At 63.8% G+C, this 13782-nt stretch carries 10 protein-coding genes; 6 read left to right on the forward strand and 4 right to left on the reverse strand.

Annotated features, from left to right (window positions below):
* Positions 1–13 precede the first annotated feature (13 nt).
* The 3 genes from GYH26_RS13225 to GYH26_RS13235 all read left to right on the forward strand — a co-directional run bounded on the left by GYH26_RS13225 (position 14) and on the right by GYH26_RS13235 (position 5542).
* Positions 14–3178 carry an efflux RND transporter permease subunit gene (locus GYH26_RS13225; RefSeq protein ID WP_161542054.1) on the forward strand — a complete coding sequence of 1055 codons (3165 nt, stop codon included), beginning with the start codon at positions 14–16 and terminating at the stop codon, positions 3176–3178.
* A 223-nt stretch (positions 3179–3401) separates the two neighbouring features.
* The gene (locus GYH26_RS13230; protein WP_242006438.1) at positions 3402–4784 is read left to right on the forward strand and encodes a hypothetical protein; all 1383 of its coding nucleotides are present in this window, start codon (positions 3402–3404) and stop codon (positions 4782–4784) included.
* Positions 4785–4789: 5 nt separating this feature from the next.
* Positions 4790–5542, forward strand: coding sequence for a PepSY domain-containing protein (locus GYH26_RS13235; protein WP_161542055.1), 753 nt, complete (start codon positions 4790–4792; stop codon positions 5540–5542).
* Here the strand turns inward: GYH26_RS13235 and GYH26_RS13240 are convergent.
* Genes GYH26_RS13240 through tenA form a run of 4 tightly spaced genes read right to left on the reverse strand, consistent with a single transcriptional unit; the run spans position 5535 to position 8246 of the window.
* Complete coding sequence (locus GYH26_RS13240; RefSeq protein WP_161542056.1) at positions 5535–5945, reverse strand: PIN domain-containing protein; 411 nt, start codon at positions 5943–5945, stop codon at positions 5535–5537. The genes GYH26_RS13235 and GYH26_RS13240 overlap by 8 nt on opposite strands.
* A gap of 15 nt (positions 5946–5960) precedes the next feature.
* The gene (locus tag GYH26_RS13245) at positions 5961–6221 is read right to left on the reverse strand and encodes an AbrB/MazE/SpoVT family DNA-binding domain-containing protein (RefSeq protein ID WP_161542057.1); all 261 of its coding nucleotides are present in this window, start codon (positions 6219–6221) and stop codon (positions 5961–5963) included.
* Between the two features lie 47 nt (positions 6222–6268).
* The gene (locus tag GYH26_RS13250; protein ID WP_161542058.1) at positions 6269–7516 is read right to left on the reverse strand and encodes an MFS transporter; all 1248 of its coding nucleotides are present in this window, start codon (positions 7514–7516) and stop codon (positions 6269–6271) included.
* Positions 7517–7532: 16 nt separating this feature from the next.
* Positions 7533–8246 carry a thiaminase II gene (gene tenA / locus GYH26_RS13255; RefSeq protein ID WP_161542059.1) on the reverse strand — a complete coding sequence of 238 codons (714 nt, stop codon included), beginning with the start codon at positions 8244–8246 and terminating at the stop codon, positions 7533–7535.
* A gap of 131 nt (positions 8247–8377) precedes the next feature.
* Between tenA and GYH26_RS13260 the strand changes: the two genes are divergently transcribed.
* From GYH26_RS13260 to clpB, 3 genes are all read left to right on the forward strand, one after another.
* On the forward strand, positions 8378–8710 hold the full coding sequence (locus tag GYH26_RS13260; protein ID WP_161542060.1) for an ArsR/SmtB family transcription factor: 333 nt from the start codon (positions 8378–8380) through the stop codon (positions 8708–8710).
* Positions 8711–8772: 62 nt separating this feature from the next.
* Positions 8773–10842 (forward strand): heavy metal translocating P-type ATPase, encoded by a 2070-nt coding sequence (locus GYH26_RS13265; RefSeq protein WP_161542061.1) that lies wholly within the window; start codon positions 8773–8775, stop codon positions 10840–10842.
* A 119-nt stretch (positions 10843–10961) separates the two neighbouring features.
* Positions 10962–13604: an ATP-dependent chaperone ClpB gene (clpB, locus tag GYH26_RS13270; RefSeq protein WP_161542062.1), complete on the forward strand. Its 2643-nt coding sequence runs from the start codon at positions 10962–10964 to the stop codon at positions 13602–13604.
* Positions 13605–13782 lie beyond the last annotated feature (178 nt).

A 13782-nucleotide genomic window follows, 5' to 3' on the forward strand; every position in this document is an offset into this window, starting at 1 on the left:
AACAGACACGGCCATGATCGAACGCCTTATTACCTGGAGCGCCCACAATCGCTTGCTCATTTTAACGCTTACGCTCCTTATCAGCGCTTTGGGGCTGTGGGCTACACTGAACACGCCGATCGACGCTATCCCAGATCTATCGGATGCCCAAGTGATCATCCGTACGGAGTACCCGGGTCAAGCACCCCAGATTGTCGAGGCGCAGATCACTTATCCCTTGGCTACCGCCATGCTGGCGGTACCCGGGGCCCGTACAGTCCGGGGCTATTCGATGTTTGGGACTTCGTTTGTTTATGTGATTTTTGAAGATGGCACCGACCTGTACTGGGCGCGAAGCCGTGTACTGGAATACTTAAATCAAGTAACCTTACCCGAAGGGGCTCAAGTCAGCTTGGGCCCGGATGCCACTGGCGTCGGTTGGGTTTTTCAGTACAGCCTAATTGATACCACGGGCCGGCATGACTTGGCTGACCTACGAGCCCTGCAGGATTTCTTTCTCAAATACGAACTCCAGTCCATTGAAGGCGTCTCAGAAGTAGCCACCGTAGGAGGCTTTCTCAAACAGTATCAGGTCGTTGTCGATCCGCAAAAGCTACTGGCCTATGGCATCTCCATCGATCAGGTGCGCCAGGCCATTGCGCACGCTAACCAGGAAGTCGGTGCCCGACTTTTAGAATTAGGTGAGCGAGAATTCCTGGTGCGCATTCCAGGCTATCTGCAAGGGATCGACGATCTACGGCAAACCCCGCTTAAAGCGCAAAACGGCACTGTCATTACCCTAGATGATGTGGCCCGTCTGCAAGTAGGTCCAGAGCTACGCCGGGGCATCTCCGAGCGTGATGGCGAAGGCGAGGTGGTAAGCGGCATTGTGGTTATGCGCTATGGAGAAAATGCATTGCGTGTTATCGAACGCGTAAAAGCCCGCTTGGCCGAGCTTCAGGCCAGCCTACCGGAAGGGGTGAAGGTGGTTGTAGACTACGACCGCTCACGGCTTATTCGCGAGGCTGTGCACACCGCTACCATCAAGCTCTGGCAAGAGCTGGCTGTCGTAGCGCTTATTGTACTGGTCTTTCTGCTGCATGTGCGCAGCGCTTTTGTGGCCTTAGTCGCGGTGCCTGTGGGGGTGCTGATCTCACTGCTGATTATGTATCTCCTCGACATTAACGCAAACATTATGAGCCTGGGTGGTATTGCCGTGGCTATCGGGGTCATGGTCGATGCTTCGGTGGTGATGGTAGAAAATGCGCACCGCCACCTGGAGCGATTGCGCGCGCAGCACAATCGCCCGCTGCGTCACAGCGAGCATATGCAGGCTGTGCTAGAGGCCGCCCGAGAAGCTGGCCCCAGCTTGTTTTTTTCACTGCTGGTGGTGACCCTGAGCTTCTTGCCCGTTTTTGCCTTGCAAAATATCGAAGGTCGCCTGTTCCGACCCTTGGCCCTAACCAAAACGTTTGCCATGGCAGCAGCCTCGCTGCTCGCAGTGACCCTGGTGCCTGCCCTGATGGTGGTTTTTGTGCGAGGGAAAATCCGCCCTGCAGCTCAAAATCCCCTAACTCGCCTGCTTACGCAAATGTACCAACCGGTCATCCGCTACGCACTTCGCCATCCCTGGCAGGTTATCGTAGGTAGCCTGCTACTGCTTGGGCTAACACTACTGCCAGTTCAACGCTTGCTTTGGGGCCGGGTAGCGATTCCGTTTCCTCAGATTGGGTCGGAATTCATGCCTCCGCTCAACGAAGGTGACCTGCTTTACATGCCCACTACGCTCCCAGGCCTTTCGCCCCAAAAAGCCAAAGAGCTGCTGCAGTTGAGCAACCGTATTATCAAAAGCTTTCCTGAGGTAGCTTCTGTAACAGGCAAAGCGGGCCGCGCCGAAACCGCCACCGATCCGGCATCCCTCTCGATGTTTGAGACCATTATTCAGCTTAAGGATCCTCGGGAATGGCGGCCAGGCGTGACGCTTGACCGCTTGATCGAAGAAATGAACCGAGCACTGCAGATTCCTGGCGTTACGAACGCCTGGACCATGCCGATCAAGAACCGCACCGACATGCTGGCTACCGGCATGCGCACACCCCTGGGGATCAAGCTGATGGGGCCCGAGCTAGCTACGCTAGATCGGTTAGGCACTACGCTGGAAAGCCTGCTGCGCAACATGCCCGGCACGCGATCGGTCTATGCCGAGCGTGCTACTGGCGGCAGCTATTTGAACATTGTAGTCAACCGCGCCGAAGCTGCTCGCTATGGGCTGACCATAGGTAAGGTGCTCGATGTTGCCCAAGCTGCTATTGGTGGGCTCCATGTAACCACCACCATTGAAGGGCTGGAACGCTATCCCGTGCTCGTACGCTATCCCCAAGACCTGCGCGACAACTTACCGGCTTTACGCCAGGTGCTGGTGCCAACCCCTTCCGGAGCTCAGGTACCCTTGGGCCAGCTCGCGCACTTTGAGCTCACCGAAGGCCCACCGATGATCCGCAGCGAAAATGCCCGCCCAACCGTATGGGTGTATATCGACCTGGCCCCAGGTGTAGACATTGGCACCTACGTGCAACAGGCCCAACAGCTCCTGGCACGTGAACTTTCGCTCCCTCCAGGCTATGCTTTGGTTTGGAGTGGCCAATTTGAGTACATGGAGCGGGCCAATCGCCGCCTGCAAATCTTAGGGCCATTGACCCTTGGTTTAGTCTTTCTAATTTTGATGCTGCACTTTGGCAACCTCCGGGAACCCTTGATGTTGCTTTCTACGCTGCCCTTTGCAGCCATTGGTGCGGTATGGCTGATGGTGGCGCTGGCCTTCGACATGAGCGTTGCGGTGGCGGTAGGATACATCGGTGTGGTAGGCTTGGCCGTGGAGACCGGGGTGGTGATGCTCACGTTTCTGGACGAAGCCGTACGTCGCTATCGTCAGGCAGGACAGCTTAGCACCATCGAACAACTTCGCGCAGCGATCGAAGAAGGCGCATTGCTGCGCTTGCGGCCCCTGCTGATGACCGTGTCGACCACGCTTATTGGCCTGCTGCCCATCATGTTCGGCACGGAAACCGGCGCCGAAGTAATGAAGCGTATTGCAGCGCCAATGGTTGGTGGACTATTCACCGCGGCCGCTTTAACCCTAGTCGTGCTCCCCGCTTTGTATTTGCTTGTGGAGCGTTATCGGTGGCAGCGCAGGACTTAAGAGCCCTCTGAAATGCTGCTGGCTACTTCCACAGACAACTAACAATAGGCGTGTTTTTTGTAGGGCGTCTGTATCCTAATTTCCCCCAGCCTGTTTCCAACCGTTTCCGCCATTGGAAATGCACAGACGCCTTACCCTGTGGCTGGGCCTGTGCATGGCCGTGCACCTTGCGCAGGCCCAGTCGACGCCTCCTCGGGCCACCCTGCTAGAATGGAGCGCTGAAATGCGCCGCCTGGTACTGGACCGCACACACGGCTACGGCGGCCGCTACTACGAAGGGGGGCTTTTCCGCACGTTCACGCGGACCATGGATCACGAGTATGAGCTGGACCTGCTCACCTATCGGTTCAGCCTGTTTGAGGATCTCTTATGGACGCGAGCCAGTGGTGGCTACCGGGTCTACACCGGTAGCATTGACTATGGCGAATTTGTTACCGAAAGCCAGATCAAACACGCCGTTCGCCTGGGCCGGCGCGGCACGTTTCACGTACTCGGTGTGCAGGAGGAAAACCTGCGCGCCCGTCGCTTTTTCGTCGAGGTGGGCTACCGCTACCAGCTGGCCCCCGATCATCAGATCGGCGTGCGTCATACGCTGGGCATGGAAAAAGATGACCTGGACCTGTCGCTGCATTACATCTGGCGCTCACTCGCCGAAGGGGGTGTGCATCTGGAGCTGGGCCTGCTCGACTGGACCGGTAATTTCGTCTATCACCTGATCGCCAACAGCAACCGAAGCTTCGACACGCGTCAGCGCTACCTGCGGCGTCCTTACTTTCTGGCCGTCGAGGCCACCACGCCGTCCCGGTGGCCGCTGCGGGCCGAAGTGACGGCCGGATTGCAGCGTCGCTCCCGCGCTCGGGTGGACGAAACCGTCGCCCGCATTCCCGGCCATGCCGGCTACGTGACCGAACACCTGGCCTCCTTCTACAACGAAGAGGCTGTCCGCTACCTGGGCGTCCTGCTGGAATACACCGGTCCGCTTTTCACACTGGGCGCCACCTATCGGGGAAGTTACGGAGCCGTCACGCGCACGCCCGGCGCCGACAGCACGGGCTGCTGGGAGGCCGCCTCCGGACTGGGCCGCTGCTACGTCCCCTATCCTTACGATTTCCAGAGCCGTGAGTACACCAGCGCCTTCGGCCTGCACGGTGCGCTGCGCTGGCGTCGGCTGGAACTGCGCACCGAGTGGATCCGCGCCATCAATGCGGATCGTCTGAGCGGCGCGGCGCTTCCTGAAGCTTACGTCATGCCGTACGACTTTCGTGAACGCCGCCTGACGGGCAAAACGCGCCTGAGCTACCTCTCGCCGGCCGGCTTCTGGGGAGCGCTGGAACTCAACCTGGAAGACCGCAACGTACGCGGCCCCCGCCAGGGCGGCACCATCAATCTGCCCTTCCGTCGTAACTTCCACGACCAGGTCGTTCCGTTCAACCGGCGGTTCACGCTGCTGCTGGGCTACCGGCGTCCCCGGCTGGAGCTGACCGCCGGAGTCTCCTACGACCAGGACGGCGACCTCTACAGCGGCTGGGGCATCCCCAGCCAGTGGCGGAGTAAACCGGCCCGCTTCGACGGCGGCTTCTTCCGGCTTCAACTGACCTGGCCCTGACCACCATGCGTCTGCCCGTACGTACGATTCGCAAACTGCACCGCTACCTGGGATTGATCATCGGCATTCAGCTCCTGCTCTGGACAGGAAGCGGGTTGTTTTTCAGTCTGAACCCGATCGAAAAAGTCCGCGGCGAACACCTGATGGCCCCGCCGCCCGTGCTGGCTCCGGACGACACGCTGCTGGCCACCCCGACCCGGGCCCTGCAGGAACTCCGGCGTCGCTTTCCGGAAGCCGAAGTGCTGCAGGTCATGCTGCGCCCCTTGCTCGACCGGCCTGTCTACGAACTGATGTTCCGCCACGAAGGACGCCTCCGCTTTGCCCTGGCCGATGCCCGCACGGGCCGCCTGCGCCCCCCGATTACCGAGGCCGAAGCGGTGGCCATTGCACAGGCCGATTTTGTACCCGAAGCGCCAATCGCTGCCGTCGAATACCTGACCGAGGCGCCGCCCGGCTCCGAATTTCGGGGAAGCCCGCTGCCCGTCTACCGCGTGGTCTTCGACCATCCCACCGGCACCCGAATCTACGTGGCCGCCGAAAACGGACGGGTCACGGCCCGACGCAACGACACCTGGCGCTGGTTCGACTTCTTCTGGATGTTCCACATCATGGACTACCGCACCCGCGACAACTTCAACCACCTGCTGCTGCAGAGCTTCTCGCTGTTCGGGCTGCTGACCGTGCTCAGCGGCTTCGTGCTCTGGGCCGTCACCTCCCCGACGCTCCGCGGCCGCCGTAGAAAAAGCCCACCTACGTGAGTACCTGCGCACCGGTTAGCCTTCCCACCCGCCGATCAAAGGTGACCAGCCCGGCCGCACCCGCTTTCTGATAAGCTACATGCTGGTAGGCATCCGCGAAGTCAACCGATGACGAGCGGAACAGCTGCAACGCTCCGCGCACCAGCTCCGCCTCCATGATGTAGAGGGTCGGGGTATCCAGCAGGGCATCGATCGCCTCCGCAATGCGCTGACGCGGCACGTTGTATGCAGCGCGCAATACCCAGACCAGCTCGCACAGGGTGACCGGATGCACCAGAGCCGGACGATCGACGCTACATTGCTCCTCAATGTACCGTCGGGCTGCCTCGGCCTGAATCGGATCGTCTTCCACCAGATACCGGACCAGCACGTTGGTGTCCAGCCCACCGCTGAACTGTGGCATGTCTGCGCGATGGATTCAGGTTGAAGTGCGAAACTGCCGCGTAACTTCCTCGCCTATTGCCTGATCCATTTCTTCGACAGAAACCGGCTTCTTCGGCGCAAAAGTATGCAACGTACCCCGAGCAGCGTACACGGACTCAGAAGCTCGGTGCAGGATCACCGTCCCATCTGACCGGATTTCAAATTGCACGGGATCCCCTTCTTTGAGCTGCAGATGCTCGCGAACAGCTTTAGGTAATGTAATCCGTCCCTTTTTTGAAACCCGGGCAATCGTCATGCTTCTTCCCAAAGTCTGCACCGACGTGCCTTACCAGAGGCATAAATTCAAAGTTCCTTGTATGTTTGCGGCCGCGTTTCGGCAAGCGTAGTGGCGGCCACTCCGCCGGAAAGGAGCGTCAGGGCGGCGATGGCACCGATGGCCCAGGGGATGCTCAGCGCGTCGGCCAACACCCCGGCCAGCAAAGCGCCGACCACATAGCCGCCGTCCCGCCAGAGGCGGTAGACACCTACGGCCGTCGAGCGCCAGGCGGGGTGCGCCACGTCGCCGATGACGGCCAGCAGCGTCGGATACACCATGGCCGTACCGATGCCCAGCCCGACCATGGCCGCCGCCTGCCAGGCAAACACATCGGAAAAGAGCATGGCGCCGATGCTCACGCCCTGCAGCAGCATCCCGCCCACGATGAGCGGCCGCCGGCCGATGCGGTCCGAGAGCGCTCCGGTCACGAGTTGCCCCAGCCCCCAGACGGCCGGATAGAGCGCCGCCAGCCAGCCAATCTGCGTCAGTCCGTAGCCCAGCGCGGCAAAGAAGAGCGGAAACAGCCCCCAGGCCATGCCGTCGTTCAGATTGTTGACCAGGCCCGCCTGGCACACGGCAAACAGGCGCCGATCGCGCCAGGAGGTGCGCACGAATACTTCTCTGAAAGACGGCACCGGCGCCGAAGCGTCGAAGTGCTGCCGGGCCTCCAGGTCGGCGTGGTGCTGCGTCTCCCGCACGAAAAGCGCTGAGAGCAGCAGTCCCACTCCCGAGAACACCACACCCAGGTAGAACGGCTGCGGACGCAATCCATAGGTCGCCGCCACGTAGCCCGTGGCCAGCGCCGCCAGCGACACGGCCAGATAGCCGGCCGCCTCGTTGAGCCCCATCGCCAGTCCGCGCTGCCGGGGACCGACCAGGTCGATCTTCATGATGACCGTCATCGACCAGGCCAGCCCCTGATTCACTCCGAGCAGCACGTTCGCCGCCACCACCCAGGCCCACGACGGCGCCCACATCAGCAGCCAGGGCACCGGCAACCCTGCCAGCCATCCGGCCAGCAGTACCCGGCGACGGCCGATCCGGTCGCCCAGTCGCCCTGCCAGCAAATTGGCCAGCGCCTTGGTCAGCCCGAAGCTCGCCACGAACGACAGCGTCGCCACCCGCGAGGCCACCCCGAACTCCTGCTCGGCCAGCAGCGGCAAAATGGCCCGTTCCATCCCCACCATCGCCCCCACGAAGGCGTTCACCACCACCAGCAGGGCGAACTGCTGCCAGTTGGCCCGCAACCCCAGACGTACCGATGCTGTCTCCATGGGCAATGCTCCGGGGTCAGACCGGCCAGCGCTGCTGCTCCCAGGCCTGCTGCCAGAACATCCACTCGTAGCGCACGCTGGTGCGGAACGCCTCTTTCGCGCGCGCTCGCGCTGCGTCGTCCGCCTCCCGCGCAAACCGCTCCAGACGCTCCAGCAGATTGTCCATGTACGTATTGAACTCCGGGTTGCTGTACATCCGGAGCCAGTCGGCGTACGGGTGCGTGTCGGGGATCGTGCCCAGCTCCCGCGCCAGATGCTGCCCGAGCTCGACGTACAGCCAGGGGCACGGCGTGATGGCCGCCACCGCCTCGACCAGCGTGCCGCGCACGGCCGTCGCGATCATGTGGTCCTGATAGGCCCGGTTGTTCGGGGTCAGCTCAATGCGCGCCACATCCTCCAGCGTGTAGCCCAGCTTTTTGCCATAGCCGGCATGCAGCTCGCGCTCGACGACCAGCGCCAGCCGGGCCGCGTCGATGAACCACAGCTTGTCGTCGGGCCGCACGCACCGCGTGGCGATCAGACTGCAGGCATCGGCGAAAGCCTCCAGATAACGGGCATCCTGCATCTGGTAGAAGCGAAACCGCTCGGCGTCGAGCGTGCCCTCGGCCAGTGCCCGCACGAAGGGGTGCCGAAACGAGGCACCCCAGGCATCTGCGGCCGCTTCCAGGCATTCCTGCGCAAACGGTGGCACGGTAAAAGGCCGCTCCTGTACCGGTGCTTCCTGTTGCATGGCTCCCTCCGTTGCGTATCTATTTTCTTGGAGAAAACTTCCGCCCGCGCACCATGATCCGCTCTTGACGGCACGCGATCACGGTATTAAATTAATATCATTACATAATGATATGATCATTTTTTAAACCTATGCTGACGATCACCGACACCGGCATCGCACTAAAGGCGAAGCTGTTTCGCGGGCTGGCCGATCCGTCGCGCCTGGCGCTGTTGGAGGCGTTGCGCGAGGGGCCACAGACCGTGACGGCGCTTGTGGAAACCACCGGACTGAGCCAGCCCAACGTCTCCAACCACCTGCGCTGCCTGCTCGATTGCGGGCTGGTACGCCGAAGCCGACGAGGGCGCTTCGTGGTCTACCGGCTCAGCGACGAGCGCATCGCCGAGCTGTTGCGGCTGGCCGAGCAGGTGCTGGCCGACGTCGCCCGGGGCGTGTACCACTGCACGCGCTACAACGCGCCATGAAGACGATCGAACTTTATCTCAGAAACAAATATGGATCACCGGAAAAAACGCTACAACGCGCCATGAAGACGATCGAACTGCCCGTCGAAGGCATGGATTGCGCCGAATGCGCGCGCCACGTGGCCCGGGCGCTCGAGCAGGTACCGGGCGTCTGTCGCGTCGAAGTGCTGCTGGCGGCGCAAAAGGCCGTGCTGGAAGTGGATCCGGCCCGCCCTCCGGAGCCGGACGCCCTCCGCCGGGCCGTCGAGGCCGCCGGTTACCGCGTACCTCGCACCGAAACGCCTGCACCGGCTGCTCCCCCGGCGCGTCGCACGGCCGGCCTGCTGGCCTTTCTGTTCGGCGCCGTGCTGACGGTCGTGGTGCTGGGCGAGTGGCTGGGGCTTTTCGAACAGCTCACTGCCCGGGTGCCGCTCCCGATCGGCATCGCGCTGGTCGTTGTGCTGGGGTATCCGGTCTTTCGCCAGGTAGTACAGGCGCTGCTTCGGGGCCGCATCCTCACCCATACGCTGATGAGCATCGGCGCGCTGGCGGCGCTCGCCGTCGGCGCCTGGCCGACGGCGGCCGTCGTGGTCTTCTTCATGCGGGTGGGGGACTATGTGGAACGCTTCACGACGGAGCAGGCCCGAAGCGCATTGCGGGGACTGAGCCGACTGATGCCGCGCACGGCCCGCGTAGAGCGCGGCGGCGAGCTGGTCGAACTGCCCGCCGAAGCCGTGCAGCCGGGCGACGTGGTGCTGGTGCGTCCGGGCGAGCGCGTGCCGGTCGACGGCGAGGTGCTGGAAGGAACGGCCACGCTCGACACCTCGGCGCTCACAGGCGAGTCGATGCCCGCCGAGGTGGGTCCGGGCGATGCGGTGCTGGCCGCCTCGCTCGTTCGCCAGGGCTACCTGCGCCTGAAGGCCACCCGCACGGGCGCTGCCACCACGTTCGGCCGCATCCTGCACCTGGTCGAAACCGCCGAGGCGAACCGAAGCGCCACCGAGCGCCTGGCCGATCGCTTTTCGGCCTACTACCTGCCGGTGGTGGCGGCCGTGGCCCTGGGCACCTACCTGCTGCGCGGCGACGTGATGGCCACGGTGGCCGTGCTCGTGGTGGCCTGTAGCTGCGCGTTTGCGCTGGCCACGCCCGTGGCCGTGCTGGCCGCCGTCGGTGCGGCCGCCCGCCAGGGCATCGTGATCAAGGGCGGCCGCTACCTGGAAGCGCTGGCCCGCGCCGACGTGGTTCTGCTCGACAAAACCGGCACGCTCACGCTCGGCCGTCCCCGGCTCACCGACCTGGTGCCCCTCGACGGCCGATCGCCGGACGCGCTGCTGGCGCTGGCCGCAGCGGCCGAATACGCCTCGGAGCATCCACTGGCCGAAGCCATCCGTGAAGCGGCCCGCGCGCGCGGCCTGCCGCTACGGCGACCCGACGAAGCCCGCCCGCTGCCGGGCGTCGGCATCGAAGCCCGCCTCGACGGCCACCGGGTACGCCTGCAGCGGCTGCCCGAGCCCGATGCCTTCCCGGAAGCTGCCCGGCTGGCAGCCGAAGGCAAGACGCTCATCCTCATGGAAGTGGACGGCCGCCCGGCCGCCCTGCTGGCCGCCGCCGACACCGAGCGGCCAGGCCTGCGCGAGGCGCTGGAAGCACTCCGAGCGCTGGGCGTGCACCATCTGGAACTGCTCACCGGCGATCATCCCCGCGCGGCCGAACCGCTGGCCCGCCGGCTGGGCCTGCGCTGCCGGGCCGGCCTGCTCCCCGACGACAAGATCCGCATCGTCCGGGAATACCAGGCCCGGGGCCACACGGTCGTGATGATCGGCGACGGCGTCAACGACGCCCCGGCCCTCCTGCAGGCCGACGTGGGCATCGCCATGGGCTCGGGCACCGACGTGGCGCTCGACACGGCCGCCATCGTGCTGCTCCGCGACGACTGGCGCCAGCTTCCCGCCCTGTTCCGGCTGGCCCGACGCACACGCCGCACCATTGCCGTCAACCTCGGTTTTACGGCACTCTACAACCTGGTCGGACTCACGCTCGCCGCGCTGGGCTATCTGCCACCCGTGCTGGCGGCGGCCGCCCAGTCGCTGCCAGATCTGGGCATCCTGGGCAACTCGGCCCGACTGCTCCGTGCCCGTCTGTCGGCCTCCTGACCGATCGGCTGCCATCCTGTCACCCGTCGGTCGGCCGGTATGTTTTTCGTAAAAGTCCGGCATGCGCACATTTACTGGCAACGTGTCAGGGAGCGCAAACCAATCAACCAGGGAAAACGATGAACCTGCAGAAATTCACGGTCAAAGCGCAGGAGGCGGTACAGCGTGCGCTGGAGATTGCGGCGCAGAAGAACCATCAGGCAATCGAGCCGCCGCACCTGCTCAAGGCGCTGCTGAGCGAGCCGCAGGGCACGGCGGTATCCATCCTGAAGCGGCTGGGTGCCAGCCTGGAGCTGCTCAACACGAAGACGGACCAGGCGCTGGCCAAGCTGCCTGTCGTGCATGGCGCCTCCGTTTCGGGTCAGTACGTGGGGAACGAGCTGAAAAAAGTATTCGACCGCGCGCTGGCCGAGGCGGGCTTGCTCAAGGATGAGTACGTCTCGACCGAGCACCTGCTCATTGCGCTGGCCGAAAGCCAGACGGACGTCGGTCAGGCGCTTCGGGAGCAGGGCGTCACGAAGGAGAAGATTCTGAACGTGCTCAAGGACGTGCGCGGCGCGCAGCGCGTCACCGACCCGCACGCGGAGGAGCGCTACGAGGCGTTGCAGCGCTACGGCCGCGACCTGACGGAGCTGGCCCGTAAGGGCAAACTGGATCCCGTCATCGGTCGCGACGAAGAGATCCGGCGTGTGTTGCAGATCCTCTCGCGCCGGATGAAAAACAACCCGGTGCTGGTCGGTGAGGCCGGTGTCGGTAAGACAGCCATCGTCGAAGGGCTGGCGCTGCGTATCGTGCAGGGCGACGTGCCCGAAAGCCTCAAGGACCGGCGCATTGTGGCGCTCGATATGGGTGCCCTGCTGGCCGGTGCCAAGTATCGGGGTGAATTCGAGGAGCGGCTGAAGGCGGTCGTACGCGAGGCGGCGGCCTCCGAAGGCCAGGTGATCCTGTTCATCGACGAGCTGCACACGGTGGTGGGTGCCGGTGCCGCCGAAGGCGCCGTCGATGCCGCCAACATCCTGAAGCCGGCGCTGGCACGGGGCGAGATCCGTGTGATCGGCGCCACGACGCTCGACGAGTACCGGAAGTACATCGAAAAAGACAAGGCGCTGGAGCGGCGCTTCCAGCCCGTGCTCGTCGAGGAGCCGTCGGTGGAAGACACAATCTCGATCCTGCGCGGCATCAAGGATCGCTATGAGGTGCACCACGGCGTGCGCATCACCGACGGCGCGCTGATCGCGGCCGCCGAACTCTCGCACCGCTACATCACCGACCGGCACCTGCCGGACAAGGCCATCGACCTGATCGACGAGGCGGCCGCCCGGCTGCGGATCGAAATCGACTCGATGCCGGAAGAGCTGGACCAGCTCGAACGGCAGATCCGCCAGCTCGAAATCGAACGGGAGGCCGTCAAGCGCGACAATGATCAGGAAAAGCTCAAGGCGATCAACGAGCAGCTCGCCAACCTCGAAGAGCAGCGGCGGGCGCTCCGGGCGCGCTGGCAGCAGGAAAAAGAGCTGATCCAGCGCATTCGGAGCATCAAGGAAGAGATCGAACAGCTCCGGATCGAATCGGAGCAACTGGAGCGGCAGGGTGAATACGGCCGCGTGGCCGAGATCCGCTACGGCCGGATCCCCGAGCTGGAGAAGCAGCTCAAGGAGGCGCAGCAGCAGCTGGAAGAGGTCCAGAAAGACGGCGCCCTCCTGAAAGAAGAGGTGACGGCCGAGGACATCGCGGAGATTGTCGCGCGCTGGACGGGCATCCCCGTCTCGAAGTTGCTTGAAAGCGAACGCGAGAAGCTGCTGCGGCTCGAAGAGGAGCTGTCCAAGCGGGTGGTCGGACAGCCCGAGGCCATCTCGGCCGTGGCGAACGCCGTGCGGCGCGGCCGCGCCGGGCTCCAGGAGCCGAACCGGCCCATCGGGTCGTTCATCTTCCTGGGCTCGACCGGTGTCGGTAAGACCGAGCTGGCCAAGGCGCTGGCCGAGGCGCTCTTCAACGACGAAAACGCCATGATCCGGATCGACATGAGCGAGTACCAGGAGCGCCACTCGGTCAGCCGGCTCATCGGTGCCCCGCCGGGCTACGTGGGCTACGAGGAAGGCGGCCAGCTCACCGAAGCCGTCCGGCGTCGGCCCTACTCGGTCATTCTGCTCGACGAGATCGAGAAGGCGCACCCGGAGGTCTTCAACATCCTGCTCCAGGTGCTCGACGACGGCCGGCTCACCGACAACAAGGGCCGCACGGCCGACTTCCGCAACACGATCATCATCATGACGAGCAACCTGGGCTCCGAACTCATCCGCGAGCGCATCGACGCCTTCGGGGGCGAAGTGCCGCCCGAGGTCTATGAGCGGATGCGCGAGGAGATCCTGCAGTTGCTGCGGCAGCGGCTGCGGCCCGAGTTCCTCAACCGGATCGACGAGATCATCGTCTTCCGGCCGCTGGGCCACGAAGAGATCCGGAAGATCGTCGAGATCCAGTTTGCCCGGATCCAGCAGCTGGCGGCCCGCAGCCACAAGCTCAAGCTGGAGCTGACCGACGCGGCGAAAGACTGGCTGGCCGAGCGCGGCTTCGATCCGGTCTTCGGCGCGCGGCCGCTCAAGCGGGTCATGCAGCGCGAGATCACGAACAAGCTGGCCGAAGAAATCCTGGCCGGGTTCTTCACCGACGGCGATACGATCCGGATCGACGTGGCGCCGGACGGATCGGGCCTGATCTTCGAGAAGATCGCCCAGGTCGAGGCCGAGCCGGCCGGCACGGCCTGAGCGCCGACGCCGGTGGCTCCGTCCTCCAGCCCGGACCCACGACAGGGTCCGGGTTTTTTGTTAGGTGATTCCCCTTGCGCCCGAGCAAGCAAGCTGCGTTTCCGATGGCAAACGCTCGCGTCTGGCATAGGGGAACGGTGCGGCCTGCGGGTATATCCGATAGCACGACCCAACAAAC

Source organism: Rhodothermus marinus, from assembly GCF_009936275.1.
Lineage (GTDB): Bacteria > Bacteroidota > Rhodothermia > Rhodothermales > Rhodothermaceae > Rhodothermus > Rhodothermus marinus_A.